The 19,318-nt window shown below is 49.7% G+C and carries 16 protein-coding genes and 1 tRNA gene; 14 read left to right on the top strand and 3 right to left on the bottom strand.

From position 1 onward, the window contains the following. Positions 1–229: 229 nt before the first annotated feature. The 7 genes from LZ463_RS08250 to lon all read left to right on the top strand — a co-directional run bounded on the left by LZ463_RS08250 (position 230) and on the right by lon (position 10,972). A complete protein-coding gene (locus LZ463_RS08250) occupies positions 230–1,417 on the top strand; it encodes an efflux RND transporter periplasmic adaptor subunit (protein WP_241455121.1) in 1,188 nt (395 codons plus the stop codon). After that, positions 1,414–4,512 carry an efflux RND transporter permease subunit gene (locus LZ463_RS08245; RefSeq protein WP_241455120.1) on the top strand — a complete coding sequence of 1,033 codons (3,099 nt, stop codon included), beginning with the start codon at positions 1,414–1,416 and terminating at the stop codon, positions 4,510–4,512. Before LZ463_RS08250 ends, LZ463_RS08245 begins: the two co-directional genes overlap by 4 nt. A 243-nt stretch (positions 4,513–4,755) precedes the next feature. Further along, a tRNA-Leu gene (locus LZ463_RS08240) sits at positions 4,756–4,842 on the top strand. Between the two features lie 28 nt (positions 4,843–4,870). Continuing rightward, complete coding sequence (tig, locus tag LZ463_RS08235) at positions 4,871–6,220, top strand: trigger factor (RefSeq protein ID WP_241455119.1); 1,350 nt, start codon at positions 4,871–4,873, stop codon at positions 6,218–6,220. 16 nt (positions 6,221–6,236) lie between these two features. After that, on the top strand, positions 6,237–6,863 hold the full coding sequence (gene clpP, locus LZ463_RS08230) for an ATP-dependent Clp endopeptidase proteolytic subunit ClpP (RefSeq protein ID WP_277623983.1): 627 nt from the start codon (positions 6,237–6,239) through the stop codon (positions 6,861–6,863). Positions 6,864–7,040: 177 nt separating this feature from the next. Beyond that, positions 7,041–8,306 carry an ATP-dependent Clp protease ATP-binding subunit ClpX gene (gene clpX / locus LZ463_RS08225; RefSeq protein ID WP_241455118.1) on the top strand — a complete coding sequence of 422 codons (1,266 nt, stop codon included), beginning with the start codon at positions 7,041–7,043 and terminating at the stop codon, positions 8,304–8,306. 254 nt (positions 8,307–8,560) lie between these two features. Continuing rightward, on the top strand, positions 8,561–10,972 hold the full coding sequence (gene lon / locus LZ463_RS08220; RefSeq protein WP_241455117.1) for an endopeptidase La: 2,412 nt from the start codon (positions 8,561–8,563) through the stop codon (positions 10,970–10,972). 229 nt (positions 10,973–11,201) lie between these two features. On the opposite strand, the gene lexA is transcribed toward lon, so the two are convergent. After that, positions 11,202–11,858, bottom strand: coding sequence for a transcriptional repressor LexA (gene lexA, locus LZ463_RS08215; protein ID WP_241455116.1), 657 nt, complete (start codon positions 11,856–11,858; stop codon positions 11,202–11,204). A gap of 293 nt (positions 11,859–12,151) precedes the next feature. Between lexA and rpsF the strand changes: the two genes are divergently transcribed. From rpsF to LZ463_RS08180, 7 genes are all read left to right on the top strand, one after another. Beyond that, positions 12,152–12,520 carry a 30S ribosomal protein S6 gene (gene rpsF, locus LZ463_RS08210; protein ID WP_186883681.1) on the top strand — a complete coding sequence of 123 codons (369 nt, stop codon included), beginning with the start codon at positions 12,152–12,154 and terminating at the stop codon, positions 12,518–12,520. Positions 12,521–12,552: 32 nt separating this feature from the next. Beyond that, positions 12,553–12,852 carry a primosomal replication protein N gene (priB, locus tag LZ463_RS08205; RefSeq protein ID WP_241455115.1) on the top strand — a complete coding sequence of 100 codons (300 nt, stop codon included), beginning with the start codon at positions 12,553–12,555 and terminating at the stop codon, positions 12,850–12,852. A gap of 9 nt (positions 12,853–12,861) precedes the next feature. Then, entirely contained in the window at positions 12,862–13,146 is a 285-nt protein-coding gene (gene rpsR / locus LZ463_RS08200; RefSeq protein ID WP_110252960.1) for a 30S ribosomal protein S18, read from the top strand. 26 nt (positions 13,147–13,172) lie between these two features. Further along, positions 13,173–13,625: a 50S ribosomal protein L9 gene (rplI, locus tag LZ463_RS08195; protein ID WP_241455114.1), complete on the top strand. Its 453-nt coding sequence runs from the start codon at positions 13,173–13,175 to the stop codon at positions 13,623–13,625. 165 nt (positions 13,626–13,790) lie between these two features. Beyond that, positions 13,791–15,179 carry a replicative DNA helicase gene (locus LZ463_RS08190; RefSeq protein WP_241455170.1) on the top strand — a complete coding sequence of 463 codons (1,389 nt, stop codon included), beginning with the start codon at positions 13,791–13,793 and terminating at the stop codon, positions 15,177–15,179. Positions 15,180–15,366: 187 nt separating this feature from the next. Further along, entirely contained in the window at positions 15,367–15,993 is a 627-nt protein-coding gene (locus LZ463_RS08185) for a DUF47 domain-containing protein (protein WP_241455113.1), read from the top strand. Between the two features lie 73 nt (positions 15,994–16,066). Beyond that, on the top strand, positions 16,067–17,077 hold the full coding sequence (locus LZ463_RS08180; RefSeq protein WP_241455112.1) for an inorganic phosphate transporter: 1,011 nt from the start codon (positions 16,067–16,069) through the stop codon (positions 17,075–17,077). A gap of 94 nt (positions 17,078–17,171) precedes the next feature. Here the strand turns inward: LZ463_RS08180 and LZ463_RS08175 are convergent, their stop codons facing one another. After that, complete coding sequence (locus LZ463_RS08175; RefSeq protein WP_241455111.1) at positions 17,172–17,930, bottom strand: LytR/AlgR family response regulator transcription factor; 759 nt, start codon at positions 17,928–17,930, stop codon at positions 17,172–17,174. 9 nt (positions 17,931–17,939) lie between these two features. Next, on the bottom strand, positions 17,940–19,280 hold the full coding sequence (locus LZ463_RS08170) for a sensor histidine kinase (protein ID WP_489686094.1): 1,341 nt from the start codon (positions 19,278–19,280) through the stop codon (positions 17,940–17,942). Positions 19,281–19,318: the final 38 nt, after the last annotated feature.

Here is a 19,318-nt window from a genome sequence, read left to right as displayed (position 1 = left end):
AAAAGTCATTGGCAAAAACAAGAGGCTTAACTATAATTACTAACCGTAAAGTCAGTTATTTCCTCTTTATTTGATATTGCTCAGCAATTCATTGCAAAAAATTAATAACGAGAATAGCCAGAAAATTGTAAATAAGTATCTTTAGTATCAATCTTGATAATCGTCGTACTGCCGTACATTACTTGTATCGTTCCGGCTTGCAAAGCCTGCATAGTAAAGGAAAACTCCTGTGTTAACACCAGAAACCACCATCCATCCTCTGGCTCGACAGTTTGCTGGCAGGCGTGCTGCTACCGTCGCCATCGCCCTCGTTTCGGCCGCGCTGTTTGTGGCTTGCTCAAAACCTGCTGAAAAAACCGAAGACATCCGTCCGGTCAGGACCATCACGCTGGCCAGCAGCAATATTGACGTGAGTGCAGAATTGTCTGGCGAGGTCAGGCCAAAAATTGAATCAAGGCTGGGTTTTCGGGTGCCGGGCAAGATAGTCTCGCGCAAGGTGGAGACGGGTACTGTAGTCAAGCGCGGTCAGGTCCTGATGCAGCTTGATCCGCAAGACCTGGCATTGGCGCAAATGCAGGCCAAGGCTGGTCTGACTGCGGCAGAAAGCAATCGTGACCTGGCCAGGGCCGAATTGAAGCGTTACCAGGAATTGCGCGCCAAGAACTTTGTTGCCGCTGCCGTGCTCGACTCCAAGGAGGTTGCAGCCAAGGCGGCGCAGTCCAGTTACGAACAGGCTCTGGCGGGGTATAAAAATCAGTCAAATCAATCTGCCTACACCAGCCTGGTCGCTGATATTGACGGTGTTGTCACCGGTATAGATGCTGAAGTGGGGCAGGTGGTTGCTGCCGGCACGCCAGTGGTGCGTGTCGCTCAGTCAGGAGCTATGGATGTAGTGGTTGGTATTCCTGAGGATAAGGTTAATTCCATACGCCAGATGTCGGATGTGAGCGTGCGCCTGTGGGCTAGCCCTGGTCAATCAATACCTGGCAAGCTGCGTGAGCTGTCACCTATCGCTGATACTGTAACGCGCACTTATACAGCCAAGATCAGCTTGCCAGCCGATGTCAAGGATGTGCAACTGGGCATGACAGCCTATGTCAACTTCAACGCCAAAAATCCCAACAGCGCCATCAAGGTACCTTTGACCGCCTTGTTCCAGGAAAAAAACGCATCCTCGGTCTGGGTGGTGGAATCTGGCGTGGTCAGACTGGTGCCAGTGCAGGTTGCCGGTTCTTCTGGTGAAGAAGCCTTGCTTGCCGGTGGCGTCAAGCCTGGCCAGGTGGTTGTGACAGCAGGCGCCAACCTGCTTAAGAATGGGCAGAAAGTGACAATTCTTGGTGTAGAAGCAGCACCTGCTGCACCAGCCAAGTCAGTTGCGGCCAATGAAGCGGCTTCCGGTGCAGGGGCTGCCAAATGAGTGATACTTCCCGTGGATTCAATTTGTCCAGATGGGCTCTTGAGCATATTCCGCTCACGCGCTATCTGATGTTCGTACTGTTGCTGGGTGGCATACTCAGCTACGGTAAGCTGGGGCAGGATGAAGATCCGCCATTCACTTTCCGCGCCATGGTGGTGAGAGCGATCTGGCCGGGCGCCACAGCCTTGCAAATGGCAGATCAGGTGACCGACAAACTGGAGAAAAAACTCCAGGAAACACCTTATATAGACAAGATACGCAGCTATTCCAAACCAGGTGAAACCTTAATCATCCTGCAGTTGCGTGAATCGACGCCGCCCAAGGAAACGCCGCAAGCCTGGTATCAGGTGCGCAAGAAGATAGGCGACATCCGTTCGACTTTGCCGCCTGGCGTCATTGGCCCTTTCTTCAATGATGAATTCGGTGATACCTATGGCTCCATCTTTGCCTTGTCTGGTGATGGATTCAAGTATGAAGAAGTGAAAGAGTATGCTGACTTTGTGCGTCAGCAGTTCTTGCGCATACCTTCTGTTTCCAAGGTCGAATTGTTTGGTGTGCAGGACGAAAAGATCAACATCGAATTTTCCCAGAAAAAATTCTCGCAACTTGGTGTGCCATTTGACGCCATCGTTGGCCAGATCAATTCCCAGAATGGGGTGGAGGCCACCGGTGTTCTGACTACCTCAACAGATAACCTGCAGGTACGTGTTACCGGTGCCCTGATGACAGTCAAGGAGCTGGAAAACCTGCAGTTGCGCGCCAATGGTACGACTTTCCGTCTTGGTGATTTTGCTACAGTCAAGCGCGAATACAAAAATCCGCCGCAAGACAAGATGCGCTTCAATGGCAAGGAAGTGGTCGGCCTGGGTATTTCCATGGAAAAAGGCGGCAATATCATCGAGTTGGGCAAACATTTGCAGCATGATGTTGCTGAAATCAAGGCAAAATTGCCAGTGGGCATTACCCTGGAACAGGTGACCAACCAGCCGGATGCGGTGAAATCTTCGGTAAGTGAATTTATTCGCACACTGATAGAGGCTGTTGTGATCGTGCTGGCGGTCAGTTTCCTGGCGCTGGGTTTGCATACCAAGCCTTTCCGTCTCGATATCTGGCCGGGTCTGGTAGTTGGCCTGACGATACCGCTGGTGCTGGCGATCACCTTCCTGTTCATGCGCATATTTGATATTGATTTACACAAGATATCGCTGGGCGCATTGATCATTGCCCTGGGTTTGCTGGTCGATGACGCGATTATTGCAGTCGAAATGATGGTCAGGAAGATGGAAGAGGGTTTCTCGCGCTTTGATGCCGCCACCTTTGCCTATACGTCTACCGCCATGCCCATGCTGACCGGCACCCTGATTACCGCTGCAGGCTTCTTGCCTATTGGCCTGGCAAAATCTGCTGCCGGTGAATATACGTTCTCCATGTTCTCGGTAAATGCACTGGCCTTGCTGATTTCATGGCTGGCAGCGGTGATTTTTACGCCTTACCTCGGTTACCTGCTGTTGAAGGTCAAGCCGCATGGTGGTAGCGGTGGTAGTGAGCATGAAATCTTTGATACGCCGTTTTATACCCGTTTCCGTTCCCTGGTGAACTGGTGTGTAGAGTGGCGCAAGACCACCATCATTATCACGCTTGGGGTGTTTGGTTTGGGTGTGTATGGATTCAAATTCATTGAGCAGCAGTTCTTCCCCGACTCCAGCCGGCCGGAATTGATGGTGGAGTTGTGGTTGCCCGAGGGATCATCATTCACGGCAACTGAAGCGCAGGCCAAGAAGTTTGAGGCCTTCATCCAAAAGCAGGAGGGGGTGGAGAGCGTTACCAGTTATGTCGGTACGGGTAGCCCGCGTTTCTATTTGCCACTGGACCAGATTTTTCCGCAAACCAACGTGTCGCAGATCGTGGTCTTGCCCAAAGATTTGAAGGCGAGGGCGGCTTTGCGTCTGAAAATCATTGACGCTTTCAAGAAAGATTTTCCTGAAGTGCGTGGTCGTGTGAAGCTTTTGCCGAATGGTCCGCCCGTTCCTTACCCTGTCCAATTCCGTGTGACAGGCCTGGAAGTGAGTAAGGTCAGGGAAATTGCAGATCGCGTCAAAGAGGTCATGCGCGCCAATCCGAATACCGTTGGTGTGAATGACAACTGGAACGAATCGGTCAAGGTTGTGCGCATTGATCTGGATCAGGATAAATTGCGTGCATTGGGTATTACCTCGCAATCTGTGATGCGTGCTGCCAACACCATATTGACGGGATCAACGGTAGGGCAGTTCCGTGACGGCAATAAATTGATTGATATCGTGGTGCGTCAGCCGGTTGACGAGCGCTCTACCATAGATGCATTGGGTAATGCCAATGTGCCAACCGGTAGTGGCAAGTATGTGCCTTTGTCGCAAGTTGCCCGTATCAATCTCGTCTGGGAGCCTGGTGTGGTCTGGCGTGAAGGGCGTGAATGGGCGGTAACGGTGCAGTCCGATGTGGTCGATGGCATACAGGGGCCGACCGTATCAAGCCAGATTTCACCCAAGCTTGATCAGATCAGGGCCAGCCTCTTGCCTGGTTACAAGATAGAACTGGCAGGTGCTGCGGCTGACAGTGGCAAGGCGCAGGAGTCGATTGCTGCCAATGTGCCATTTGTGATCTTCATCATCTTCACCCTGTTGATGTTGCAATTGCATAGTTTCTCGCGTTCTGTGCTGGTGTTCCTGACCGGACCTCTGGGTGTGGCGGGTGCGGCGATGGCCTTGTTGATATTGCAACGTCCATTTGGTTTCGTGGCGCAGCTCGGTGTTATTGCCCTGTTTGGCATGATCATTCGTAACTCGGTGATCCTGATTGACCAGATTGAGCATGACATCAGCGAGGGTGCTGCACCCTGGGATGCGATTGTGGAATCGGCTGTCCGTCGTTTCCGCCCCATTATCCTGACGGCTGCAGCGGCAGTACTGGCGATGATACCGTTGTCGCGCTCGGTGTTCTGGGGGCCGATGGCGGTGGCTATCATGGGAGGCCTGATCATTGCGACTGCGTTGACTCTGCTGTTCTTGCCTGCCTTGTATGCAGCCTGGTTCCGCGTGAAGAAAACCACGATTTGATCAGGTAAGCCTGCCGGTCGTCCGACCGGCAGGTCATGAAATAATCACTAAATCAGGATTCCATAACTGGTTTTAAAAAAATAAGGCACACGATGGCAAAATCCAGTAGAATATCGGGCTGGAGTTGTAATGCCACATACATCAGTTTTGGGCGACGCTTGAATATCGGGTCGCCCTTTGCTTTTGTAACGGCCGTGTAGAGCGTGTTGCGGCATTGCGCCGGTGAACATAAACATACATCCCGCGAGGATGGCGAAATTGGTAGACGCACCAGGTTTAGGTCCTGACGCCAGCAATGGTGTGGGGGTTCGAGTCCCCCTCCTCGCACCACAGAATTTTTACTATTTGGACGATTTTCATGGCAACTGCAGTCGAAACTTTAGATAAATTGGAACGCCGCTTGACGATTTCTTTCCCGATCGCTGATGTGCAATCGGAAGTTGAAAAACGTTTGAAAGTGCGTGCACGCACAGCAAAAGCGCCTGGTTTCCGTCCTGGTAAAGTACCTATGAAAATGGTGGCTGCGCAATACGGCTATCAAATAGAAACAGAAGTGCTGAACGATAAAGTCGGTCAGGCTTTCGCGGCGGCTGCCAATGAAAATAAATTGCGCGTTGCTGGCTACCCTAGCATAGAGCCAAAATCTGGTGCAGACGTTGCTGAAGGCAGTCTGGCATTTGACGCAACTTTCGAAGTGTACCCGGAGATCACCGTCGGTGACCTGGCTGCCGCCGAAGTTGAGCAAGTCAAGTCCGATGTGACTGATGTTGAAATCGAAAAAACTATCGATATCCTGCGCAAACAACGTGTACATTTCCACGTCAAAGGTGAACAGGGGGCGCATGGTGATGGCGGTGCAGATCAATCCGCGCAAAACGGAGATCGTGCAACTGTTGATTTCGTTGGCAAGATCGACGGTGTCGAGTTCGCTGGCGGCAAGGCAGATGACTTCGTATTCGTTCTGGGCGAAGGTCGCATGCTGCCTGAGTTTGAAGCAGCGACCATCGGCTTGAAAGTAGGCGAGTCCAAGACTTTCCCGTTGTCTTTCCCTGAAGACTACCATGGCAAGGATGTTGCTGGTAAGACAGCAGAATTCACCATCACCCTGAAAAAACTGGAATGGGCGCATTTGCCAGAAGTTGATTCAGAGTTTGCCAAGATGCTGGGCGTTGAGGATGGTGATCTGGTCAAAATGCGCGCCGATATCAAAGAAAATCTGGAGCGTGAAGTTCGTGGGCGCGTCAAGGCCAAAACCAAAGAAAGCGTCATGGACGCTCTGGTCAAGGTAGTCGCTTTTGACGTACCTAAGACTCTGGTTGCACAGGATGGCGAACGCCTGGCAGAAATGACACGCCAGGATATGGCGCAGCGCGGCATGAACGTCAAAGACGTTCCTTTCCCTGCCGACCTGTTTGCTGCACAAGCTGAGCGTCGTGTTCGCCTGGGCCTGATCCTGGCTGAGCTGGTAAAGGCAAACAACCTGCAGGCTACAACAGAGCAGATCAAGGCTCAGGTTGAAGATTTCGCACAAAGCTACGAAGATCCACAACAAGTCGTAAAATATTATTTCAGTGATCGTAACCGTCTGGCTGAAGTTGAAGCCCTTGTATTAGAAGAAAACGTCGTTAACTATGTTCTGGGTAAGGCGAAAGTCACAGACAAGGTTCTGCCTTTCGACGAATTGATGGGTAACAACGCACAAGCGTAAGCAAAAAGGAAAACACATGACAGGCATCATCCGTAATTCGGCACTGGACACAAACATGCTGGGCATGGTGCCTATGGTCATTGAGCAGAGTGGCAGAGGGGAGCGTGCCTACGACATCTACTCCCGTCTGCTCAAGGAGCGTGTTATTTTCCTGGTTGGCCCTGTGAATGATCAGGCGGCAAATCTGATCGTTGCCCAGTTGCTCTTTTTGGAAAGCGAAAATCCTGACAAGGACATTTCCCTCTACATCAACTCTCCTGGCGGCTCAGTATCTGCCGGTATGGCGATCTATGACACCATGCAGTTCATCAAGCCGGATGTCTCGACTTTATGTACAGGCCTGGCGGCATCCATGGGTGCCTTCTTGCTGGCAGCTGGCGCTAAGGGTAAGCGTTTCTCTTTGCCAAATTCTCGTATCATGATTCACCAACCTCTGGGCGGTGCCCAAGGTCAGGCATCTGATATTGAAATCCAGGCACGTGAAATCCTGTACCTGCGTGAGCGCCTCAATGGCATTCTGGCTGAGAAGACCGGCCGTAGCCTGGATCAGATCGCCAAAGATACAGACCGTGATAATTTCATGTCGGCAGATGCGGCAGCGGAATATGGTTTGATTGATAAAGTATTAGCCCATCGCGCGTAATAAGCTTGTAGAAAATAAAACGCCCGCTCCGCTATGGTTCGGGCGTTTTTTTATTCTGCTCTATAATGTCGCATTGATCCCTCAACTTGCTTATTGATGCCATGACGAAAGCCGTTTTTGCGGGTAATATGCAAGCGGAGCATCCTAGATTAATTTTGTTTATTTCATATACGTATCATGCCCGATAAAAAATCCTCCAGCGGAGAAAAGTTGCTCTATTGCTCGTTTTGCGGCAAGAGTCAGCATGAGGTTAAAAAACTGATAGCAGGGCCATCCGTATTTATTTGCGATGAGTGCATCGATCTGTGCAATGACATCATTCGTGATGAAGTGTCGGAAATTGACAATATTGCCAGCGCAAAAACCGAGTTACCTACACCCCAAGAAATAACTGATCTGCTTGATCAGTACGTCATCGGTCAGCAGACAGCCAAGCGCATCCTGGCAGTTGCCGTGTACAACCATTACAAGCGCCTCAAGCATCTGGGCAAGAAGGATGACGTTGAGTTGGCCAAGAGCAATATCTTGCTGGTTGGCCCTACTGGTTCCGGCAAGACCTTGCTGGCCCAAACACTGGCGCGCATGTTGAATGTACCCTTTGTCATCGCTGACGCAACGACATTGACTGAAGCCGGTTATGTTGGTGAAGACGTTGAGAATATCATTCAAAAATTGCTGCAAAATTGCAATTATGAAGTCGAACGCGCGCAAAAAGGAATCGTTTATATTGATGAAATCGACAAGATTTCCCGTAAATCCGATAATCCTTCCATTACCCGTGACGTATCTGGTGAAGGTGTGCAGCAAGCCTTGCTGAAGCTGATTGAAGGCACCATGGCCTCTGTGCCGCCACAAGGTGGCCGCAAGCATCCAAACCAGGACTTCATACAGATAGACACTACCAATATCATGTTTATATGTGGTGGTGCATTTGATGGCCTGGCCAAGATCATTTCAGATCGCTCCGAGCGCAGCAGTATTGGTTTCTCTGCCAGCGTGAAGAGCCAGACAGAAAAGACAGCCAGCGAAGTCATGCAGGACGCCGAACCGCAAGACCTGATCAAGTTTGGTCTTATTCCTGAATTGGTTGGCCGTTTGCCTGTTATCGCAACCTTGAACGAACTCGATGAGGCTGCATTGATACAAATCCTGGTTGAGCCCAAGAATGCCCTGATCAAGCAATATGCCAAATTACTGGAGATGGAAGGCACTGAGCTCGAAATTCGCCCAGCCGCCTTGCAGGCGATCGCCAAGAAGGCAATAGCACGCAAGACCGGTGCGCGCGGCTTGCGTTCGATCCTTGAGCATTCCTTGCTGGATGTTATGTATGACTTGCCTAGCCATCAGAATGTGGCAAAAGTGGTGATCGATGAAAACTCCATTACTAATGCTGCCAAGCCATTGTTGATTTACCATGAGCAGCCAAAAGTGGCGGGTGCCTGAGACTCGTTGAATAGATTCAATGCAGAATCATGTCAGTAAGGCAAAAATGGGGAGGCGACTCCCCATTTTTTTATTTTTTTACCTTGCTTTAAATTGATTCGAAGTACAATGGATTAACAAGACTATTTGGCTTCATTCGTAAAGCTACCCGGAGAAGCTCTCTGTGTAGCTTTTTTATTGTTTTTTTCCAGAATGGGCTTGTGTTTCAGCCCAGTGCGCCAACATTGTTAACCAGTATTTATGAAAGGTGCGCCATGACGACTACACTGATTACCGAACAAACCCAACTGCCGTTGTTGCCACTGCGTGATGTTGTTGTATTCCCGCACATGGTAATTCCCCTGTTTGTGGGACGTCCAAAATCCATCAAGGCGCTTGAGGCTGCCATGGACCAGGGCAAGAGCATTATGCTTGCAGCCCAGAAAGCCGCCGCCAAGGACGAGCCTTCTGCCGACGATATTTATGAAATTGGCTGTATTGCTAACATTCTGCAAATGTTGAAGTTGCCCGACGGTACCGTCAAGGTGCTGGTTGAGGGGGCGCAGCGTGCCCGTATTCATAAAATCCATGATTCCGAGTCGCATTTCTTCGCAGACCTGACCCCTGTCGCTCTTGACGAGGGCGATGAGTCTGAAGTCGAGGCCATGCGCCGCGCTATCGTTCAGCAATTTGATCAATATGTCAAACTGAACAAAAAGATACCGCCAGAAATCCTGGCCTCCTTGTCTGGCATTGATGATGCCGGTCGCCTGGCAGATACCATTGCGGCGCATCTGCCTTTGAAGCTTGAGCAGAAACAGGTCATTCTGGAAATTTTCAGTGTCGCCAAACGTCTTGAGCATTTGCTTGGACAGCTCGAAGGTGAACTCGACATTTTGCAAGTCGAGAAGCGTATTCGCGGTCGCGTCAAACGCCAGATGGAAAAATCGCAGCGTGAGTATTACCTCAACGAACAGGTCAAGGCGATACAGAAAGAGCTGGGCGAAGGTGAAGAGGGTGCAGATATCGACGAGCTGGAGAAAAAAATCCTGGCCGCCAAGATGCCTAAAGAAGCCCGTGACAAGGCCCAGAATGAGTTGAAGAAACTCAAGATGATGTCGCCGATGTCGGCAGAAGCTACTGTCGTGCGCAATTACATCGATACCATCGTTAATCTGCCATGGAAGAAAAAGTCCAAGGTCAATAATGACTTGACGAATGCCGAAAAAGTATTGGAAGACGAGCACTTTGGCCTCGACAAGGTCAAGGAACGCATCCTCGAATACCTCGCAGTGCAACAACGTGTCGACAAGTTGAAGGCGCCTATCCTTTGCCTGGTAGGTCCTCCAGGTGTGGGTAAAACCTCGCTGGGACAATCCATCGCCCGTGCAACGAACCGCAAGTTCGTGCGCATGGCCCTGGGTGGTGTACGTGATGAGGCAGAGATTCGCGGCCATCGCCGTACTTACATAGGCTCCATGCCGGGCAAGATCCTGCAAAGCCTGTCCAAGGTCGGTGTGCGCAATCCTTTATTCTTGCTTGATGAAGTGGACAAGATGGGGGCTGACTTCCGTGGCGACCCTTCGTCTGCCTTGCTGGAAGTGCTTGATCCTGAGCAAAACCATACTTTTTCGGATCATTACATCGAAGTTGATTTCGATTTGTCCGATGTAATGTTTGTGGCGACGTCCAATTCCTACAATATCCCGCCAGCTTTGCTGGACAGGATGGAAGTGATACGTCTGTCGGGTTACACTGAGGATGAAAAAACCAGTATTGCCCAGCGTTATTTGTTGCCCAAGCAAATCAAGAACAATGGTTTGAAAGAGGGTGAAATTACCGTGGCAGAAAGCGCCATACGTGACATCATTCGGTATTACACACGTGAAGCGGGTGTGCGTTCACTGGAAAGGGAAATCTCCAAGATTTGCCGTAAAGTCGTCAAGATGCTGTTGTTGAAAAAGGCCGAAAAGAAAGCGACGGTCAATTCCAAAAATCTTGATAAATATCTTGGGGTGCGTCGCTATGACTTTGGTGTGGCCGTCAAGGAAAATCAGATAGGTCAGGTAGTTGGTCTGGCCTGGACTGAAGTCGGCGGTGATCTTTTGACAATTGAATCTGTCGCCATGCCAGGAAAAGGTGGTGTGATACGCACCGGTACTTTGGGTGACGTGATGAAAGAGTCCATCGAAGCTGCCCGTACCGTAGTGCGCAGTCGCGCCAAGCGTCTCGGCATCAAGGCGGATGTATTCGAGAAGAGCGATATTCACATCCATGTGCCAGAAGGGGCAACGCCGAAGGATGGTCCGTCTGCAGGTATTGCCATGACGACAGCCCTGGTGTCTGTATTTACTGGCATTCCTGTGCGCGCTGATGTGGCCATGACGGGTGAAATCACTTTGCGTGGTGAAGTATTGCCGATTGGTGGTTTGAAAGAAAAACTGCTGGCAGCACATCGTGGCGGTATCAAGACAGTATTGATACCCGAAGAGAATGCCAAAGACCTGGCCGAGATACCTGACAATGTCAAAAACAAACTGGAAATCATCCCGGTTCGCTGGATAGACAAGGTCCTGGAGATCGCACTGGAAAGCCAGCCCGTACCCTTAGTGGACGAGCCTGCGCCTGTGGCGACGGCTGCAGCAACACCAGAGGCAGCAGCAGATACGACCGTGGTAAAGCACTGAGATGGATGCTTGGGATCTCATTGATCCCAAGTTAAAAAAAGCGCCTAAATTCAAATTTGGGCGCTTTTTTCATTTGGAGGTAAGGCTTGGTAATAATATTCAGTGCGAATGTTCAGTGCGGCAAGTTGACCATTGATGTGCCTTAATTAAAATCCCCCTTCGAACTCAATCTGAGGTCTGGGCCGGACAAGATTCCTGTTGAGAGGGCGAAATCTTGTCCAGCCTGCACTCAAACCCAGTTTCGCATCAGGCCGACTGCCAGGCCTTCCAGGGAAAAGTCCTCTTCTGTTTCACCAATTTTGATGATGGGATAGTCAGGGTTTTCTGGTATCAATTCAATCAGGTTGGCGGTTTTTTTGTAGCGTTTGACAGTGACATCATCGCCAAGGCGGGCAACCACGATTTGACCATTGCGTGCGCTGTCAGTTTTTTTCACCGCCAGCAAATCGCCATCAAGTATGCCGGCGTCACGCATGGACATGCCACGCACCTTGAGTAAAAAGTCCGGCCTGGCCGAGAACAGGGCAGGGTCTACATGGTAAGTCGACTCTATATGTTCACTGGCGAGGATGGGGGAGCCGGCGGCAACCCTTCCAACCAATGGCAGACTCAATTGCATCAGGGCCGGATGGGGCAGGGCCAGTTGTTTGCCGGTAATGTGGCTGGACAGGTCCGACTCCAGCAGGCGTATACCCCTTGAGGTGCCGGCAGCAATTTCTATCACACCTTTGCGCGCCAGCGCCTGCAAATGCTCCTCGGCAGCATTGGTGGAGCGAAAACCCAGTTCTGCGGCAATCTCGGCGCGGGTCGGTGGGAAGCCCGTGTTTTGAATTGCGTCTTTGATCAGGTTCAGGATTTGTTCCTGGCGGGAAGTGAGTTTTAGCATGGAGTTCTCTAGTATTTCTGATATTTTCTGGTACTAATGGCTGTATATGCAAGCAGTCTGTATTTTTATACAGTGGAGCGTGATATGCAAGCCATAATTGGCATAGTTGAGCAGAAATTTTTAAAGAGCGTCAATTTCAGAAGGGTAAGACATGAAAAACACTACTTTGCCTTTGCTAACTCACTGGCGTAATTGATATAAATGGAAAACTGGGTTATTATTATCGGCTTTCCTCTTCCCGCACTCGTCTTGACGCCGAGGCGGGCTATTTTTATTGTCCACAAGGAGAATATATGCGTCATTATGAAATCGTATTTATCGTACATCCCGATCAAAGCGAGCAAGTTCCTGCAATGATCGAGCGCTACAAGGCAAGTGTTGTAGCTCGTGGTGGTCAAGTTCACCGTGTTGAAGACTGGGGCCGTCGTCAATTGGCTTACATGATTCAAAAACTGGCGAAAGCGCATTATGTTTGCATGAACATCGAATGCGATGCTGAAACTCTGCTCGAGTTGGAAACAGCATTCAAATTCAATGATGCTGTCTTGCGTCACCTGACAGTCAAAATGAAAAAAGCAGAAACTGCACCTTCTCCAATGATGAAAGCTGTTCAGAAGGAAGATGCGGCAAAAGCGCAACGTGTAGAAGCGCCTGCAGCTTAATTTTCATTTGATAGAGGTCGTGTAGAAAAACAGTGAATCAGCTCAAGCTTGTCGCCCGGATTTTGGAAAAAACCGCATTGCGGTACACCCCTGCCGGTATCCCGATAGCTTCAGCGACCCTGGTGCACAGTTCAACAGCTCGCGAGGCGAACCTGGTTCGACAAGTCGATGTTGAAATTTCAGCGATAGCTGCTGGTGAAATTTCCCAGCGTTTCAATGAAATAGAACTTGATGTGGAAATGGAATTCACTGGTTTTTTAGCGCGCAAAAATCGCAATAGCAAAAGTCTCGTTTTTCATGTCACTGAATTCGGGACACCTTTACTAGATTAGGAGCCAAAAATGGCATTCGGTAAAAAATTCGACAAAAGCAAATTGAAGCAAAAGCGTCAGCAACAAAATCCTTTGTTCAAACGCAAAAAATTCTGCCGCTTTACAGCAGCACATGTAGAAAAAGTTGACTACAAAGACATCGACACACTGAAAGACTTCGTGCAAGAAAACGGCAAAATCATGCCAGCACGTCTGACAGGTACTAAAGCGTTGTACCAACGTCAAGTTGATACAGCAATCAAACGTGCACGTTACCTCGCGTTGCTGCCATACACTGATTTGCACACAGCGTAATTGACGACAAGGTAAAGGAGAAAAATATGCAAGTTATTCTGTTGGATAAAGTCGTTAATCTCGGCAATCTGGGTGATGTAGTTCGTGTTAAAGATGGCTACGCCCGTAACTTTTTGATTCCACAACGCATGGCTCGTCGTGCTACGACAGCTGCTGTTGCAGAATTTGAGGCAAAACGCGCTGAGCTGGAAAAAGCTGCAGCCGCTAAACTGGCAGCAGCTCAGGCTCAAGGCGAAAAACTGTCTGGTTTGACAGTGCAGATTACACAAAAATCTGGCGTTGATGGCCGTTTGTTTGGTTCCGTAACTAACTTTGATATTGCTGAAGCCCTGACCAAACAAGGTTTCGCTGTAGAAAAAGCACAAGTTCGTTTGCCACAAGGTCCATTGAAGACAGCTGGCGACCACAGCGTTTCAGTTGCTTTGCATACTGACGTTGTTGTTGACGTTATCGTTGCTGTATTGGGCGAACACGCTTAATTTGCTTTTTTGCAAATTCAAAAAAGCCGGGAATTCCCGGCTTTTTTTATGTGGGTGACCGAATTTTCGTCGATTTCGCTGTTTGTCACAAACTTGTCACAAACTGATCCACTTCTACTCATTTGGACGTTCTGATAGTCTGATTTAACGGTTATAATGCGCGCCATGAAAGCTGGTTCTGATCCTCAACTTGACGCCATACGCGTCCCCCCTCACTCCATAGAAGCAGAGCAATCTGTTCTGGGAGGTCTGTTGCTTGATAATGCAGCCTGGGACCGTATCGCCGATTTTATCGGCGAAGAAGATTTTTATCGGTATGACCACAGGATCATTTTCCAGTGCATGGTCAAACTGATCAATGCTTCACGCCCGGCTGACGTGATTACTGTCTATGAAGCCTTGAATGGCATGGGTAAGGCGGAAGATGCCGGTGGCCTGACTTACCTGAATGCGCTGGCGCAAAATACGCCGTCTGCAGCGAATATCCGTCGCTATGCAGAAATAGTCCGTGATCGTGGAGTCTTACGTAAATTGATTACCGTGGCTGACGAAATTTCTGGCAATGCCTTTAATCCCCAGGGTAAAGAAGTCAAGCAAATGCTGGACGAGGCAGAATCCAAGATATTCGCCATTGCCGAAGAGGGTGCTCGCGGCGCGCAGGGTTTCCAGGCGATACAGCCCTTGCTGACACAAGTGGTTGAACGTATTGATGAGTTGTATAACCGCGACAATCAAAATGATATTACCGGTGTACCTACCGGTTTTAATGACCTCGACAAGATGACTTCCGGCTTGCAGCCAGGGGACCTGATTATCGTGGCGGGACGTCCTTCCATGGGTAAAACCGCTTTTTCGCTCAACATAGGCGAGAATGTGGCGATTGACAGTGGTTTACCTGTCGCCGTATTTTCCATGGAGATGGGTGGGGCTCAGCTGGCCATGCGTATGCTTGGGTCGGTTGGTCGCCTGGATCAGAGTCGCCTGCGTATTGGTAAGCTGACTGATGAAGACTGGCCGCGCCTCACGCATGCAATCCAGAAAATGAATGACGCCCAGTTGTATATTGACGAGACGCCGGCGCTGAGTTCCATTGAGTTGCGGGCGCGCTCGCGTCGCCTCGCGCGTCAATGTGGCAAGTTGGGCCTGGTCATTGTCGACTACCTGCAATTGATGTCGGCCAATAATGCGGGTGAAAACAGGGCTACGGAAATTTCCGAAATTTCGCGAAACCTGAAAGGCCTGGCGAAAGAATTGCATTGTCCCGTGATTGCCTTGTCGCAGTTGAACCGCTCGCTGGAACAAAGGCCAAACAAACGCCCAGTCATGTCTGACCTGCGCGAATCCGGTGCGATCGAGCAGGATGCCGACGTCATCATCTTCCTCTACCGAGATCAAGTATATAACCCCGATTCTCCCGATAAAGGTACGGCAGAAATCATTATCGGTAAACAACGTAATGGTCCGATTGGCAGTGTGCGCCTGTCTTTCCTGGGCGAGTACACCAAGTTTGACAACTATGTTGGTCATTTGGCTGTATTTGGTGACAACGAATAATATTGAATGTAGTTGGATGTTGGTTGGCAGAGACGCAGTAGTTTTGCAGTAGATTCGCAATACCTTCGCAGCACCTTATTAAGCAGGTTTTAAAGACTTAAAAGTAAAACGAAGTTATCAGGTCATCTAACCAGTGATGAACCTGCCTGAGCAATTCTAGAAATCTTATCTTTTCAGTGAGAAAAAAATGTTTGGACGCTTGATGCCCTCCGAGGGCAAATTTTTTGAACTCTTCAATCAACACGCAGAGTTGTGTGTCAAAGGCTCAAAAGAAATGGTTGCCTTGATGACGAACTTCGATGATCTGGAGATACGTGTTCACGCGATCGAAAGCATAGAAAAACAGGCAGACACTGTTACCTACAATACGATAGAGTTGCTGCACAAGACTTTCATTACACCGATAGATCGTGATGATATCCATAAGCTGATTACCCGCATGGACGATATCCTGGATCTGCTGGAGGATGCGGGACAGACTATATCGCTTTATGATATCCGTGAAATCACGCCAGAAGCCAAGCGTCTGGCTGAGCTGTGCCTGGGTTGTGCAGAAAAGGTCAAGGCCGCCGTTGCCCTGCTGCACAACATGAATAATTCACGTGAAATCCTGGCCCTGTGCGAAGAGATTGATCGCCTGGAATCTGATGCCGATCACGTCATGCGCGCAGCAATGTCCAAACTGTTCCGTGACGAACCTGATGTGCGTAACCTGATCAAGCTCAAGGCGATTTACGAGATACTGGAAACCGTGACGGATCGTTGTGAAGATGTCGCCAATATCATTGAAGGCATTATTGTTGAGAACGCTTAAGCGTCTGACTCTTTTATTTTGACGCCTAACAGTTCTCTGTCAATGCAGAGAGCGAACAAGGGAATTCACTTTTATGCAATCCATTCCTATGAGCCTGTATGTCATCACTCTGTTGGTGGTGCTGGCATTATTGTTTGATTTCATGAACGGCTTTCATGATGCCGCCAATGCAATCGCCACCGTCGTTTCAACGGGGGTGCTAAAGCCCAGCCAGGCAGTTCTCATGGCTGCCTTATTCAATGTATTTGCTTTTTTTGTTTTTAATCTGTCGGTTGCCAAGACCATAGGCAAAGGAACAATCGATCCAGCTATTGTTGATCATTATGTAATTTTCGGTGCCCTTGTCGGGGCGATTTTCTGGAACCTGGTTACCTGGTATTTCGGGATTCCTTCCTCATCTTCCCATGCATTGATCGGTGGCTTGATTGGTGCTGCTGTGGCAAAAGAAGGTACGGGCGCACTGATCGCTGCCGGCTTGTATAAAATCATCCTGTTCATCGTACTGTCGCCATTGCTGGGTTTTTTCCTGGGCTCATTGATGATGCTGATCGTGTCCTGGTTGTTCGTCAAATCGACACCGATGAAAGTGGACAAGTGGTTCCGTCGCCTGCAATTGATCTCGGCTTCCGTTTTCAGCCTGGGTCACGGCGGTAACGATGCGCAAAAAACCATGGGTATTATCTGGATGCTGCTGATCGCCGCAGGTTATTCCAGTAATGCGGACAAAGGGCCGCCATCCTGGGTAGTGTATGCCTGCTATGCAGCGATAGGCCTGGGTACTTTGTTCGGTGGCTGGCGTATTGTGAAGACCATGGGCCAGAAAATCACCAAGCTGAAACCGGTAGGTGGCTTCTGTGCGGAAACCGGTGGCGCGATCACCTTGATCATGGCAACCGTCCTGGGTATCCCTGTTTCAACAACGCACACGATCACTGGCGCAATTGTCGGCGTCGGTTCCGCGCAAAAAATGTCTGCTGTTCGCTGGGGGGTGGCAGGAAATATTGTCTGGGCGTGGATATTGACTATTCCTGCATCAGCTTTTGTTGCCGCAATTGCCTGGTGGATAGGCAGGCACATACTGTAAGCCTGTTTCATTCCCGTATAAAAAAACGCCTCAGTTTATGCAAGCGAGGCGTTTTTTTTTGAAAGTGGAATTTGTCGAGGTTTGTATCGTCTTGCTACATTTGCTTGAACAAATGTACGAAGCTGCGGCTGACTTCGAGTTTCTCCGTCAAGCCTTTGATTTGCACAAGATGGCGCCCGCGCAAGTCGCGTACCACGCCGGAAATGGCCTTGGCATTCACCAGGGTGGATCTGTGGATTTGCCAGAACAGAGCCGGGTCCAACTCGTCAGCCAGATCGCGTACTGGTTTGCGTATCAAGGCTTCATATGTGGCAGTTTGTACCCTGGTATATTTTTCATCGGATTGGAAGAACAGGATTTCTTCAACAGGTATCAGGCGTAACTCCTGGCCTATTGATGCCTGTATCCATTGCAGGTAGTCTGGTTTGGGGGCTATCCCCATTTGCTTGGCCAGTTGTGACAACATGGAGCTCATGTCATTGGGCTGGCTTTGATTGACCAGCCGGGCCTTGAGTCTGTCGACGGTGCGTGTCAGCCTGTCTACATCGGCAGGTTTCAGGACATAGTCAACGGCGCCGTGATCAAATGCCTGTATTGCATATTGGTCATAGGCTGTGATGAAAACGATGTGGGCTTTGTTGGCGATTTCTTTTGCGGCTTCCAGGCCGGTTTTTACCGGCATGCGAATATCAAGAAAAACCAGGTCGGGCTGGTGTTTTTCTACCAGGGCGACAGCTTCTTCACCATTTTTTGCTTCATCAAGAATCTCAAGGTCGGGCCAGACTTGTTCCAGGCGAGACTTTAACTGGTCGCGCATCAATCTTTCATCATCAGCGAGTATGGCAGTTGGCATGGTCAGGTTTTATTGAAACTTATTGGCTAATTCGTAAGGGATTTCTATAGTAACGCAAACTCCACTTGGTTGATTGGGAGTAATGATCATTTGTCCCTTTTCTTTGTAAATCAATTTCAGGCGTTCCCGTATGTTTTGCAGCCCCAGCCCTGTCCCATTACTGGGCATCACGCCAAACCCCATGCCGTCGTCGGAGATGGATACACGCAATTTACTGTCAGCAACTTCAGCATGGAAGCGTATGGTGCCTCCTTCCGCTTTACATTCCAGACCGTGTTTGATCGCGTTCTCCACCAACGATTGCAACATCATTGGCGGGAAAGCCGCGCTACGCAATCCTTCGGGCATGCTGAAGTCTACGCTCAATCTTTCTTCCATGCGCATTTTCAGGAGTTCCAGGTAGGACTTGATCATGTCTGCTTCGCGGCCAAGGTTGGTGATAGAGGCATTTTCACGCATTTGCGGTAATACTGCGCGCAAGTAGGCAATCAGGCTGCGTTGCATGGCTGCCGCACGCGGTGGGTCGGTTTCTATCAGGTGCTCAACCGAGCCCAGTGTGTTGAACAGAAAGTGTGGCTCGACCTGGGCTTGCATCATTTGCATCTGTGCCTCGCTGACCTGGCGCAACAGCGATTCTCTTTCTGCTGCCATGCCTGCTTCCTTGGCTTTTTCTTCAGCGCGTACTTTACCGCTCATCAGGGCTTTCATGCCAAACAGGCCGAATACCAGCAAGACCACAAAATTGGCAAACCACTTTGAAGAAGTGCGCTTATAGCTCTGGACTTCTTCATCCGCTGCATCTGCCACAGCATTATTGATCTCTTCACTGATTTCCCTGGCTACTTCTACCGGCATTTTGATATGAATGTCGTCGCGGTCAGTAATCAGCGGTGGTGGCGCTGGTGGGGCAGGGGGGGCATGTGGTGGTAATGATGCACTGCTTGTCGCTGACGACTGTTCGGGCTTTACCGGTGGAGCCTGGTCCCCATCACTTTTGATGCGTACACCATTCTCATCAATTTCTATTTGCTTGCCTTTGCCATCGATGCTGTTTTTGCGGATGTGCAGGCCAGTATTGTCAATTTCTATGCTGGTGTCGCCATCGGTGACTTTACTGGTTTTTTTTGCCTTGCTGCCGGGTTTGCTCTTGGTGATGATCACATTTTCTTCTGAGGTGAACAGCATGCTTTGCAGCATACTGCCTGCGGTAATGGTCAACATTGCAAACAGGAAAAACTTCCACCATGACAACTTGGTCACCCAGGCGGCGGTCTTGTCAAAACTTTTACTCAGCCAGGCCAGAAAAATGGTCAGCCAGTGTTTCAAGGTGTCTGCATTTGTATTGTTCATCATGCTTCTCAATTTAACGGGTATCCCAGACGTGTTCA

Origin of the sequence: Undibacterium paludis (genome assembly GCF_022568815.1) — a bacterium.
GTDB lineage: Bacteria > Pseudomonadota > Gammaproteobacteria > Burkholderiales > Burkholderiaceae_D > Undibacterium.
This window is presented reverse-complemented; position numbering and strand designations above follow the sequence as displayed.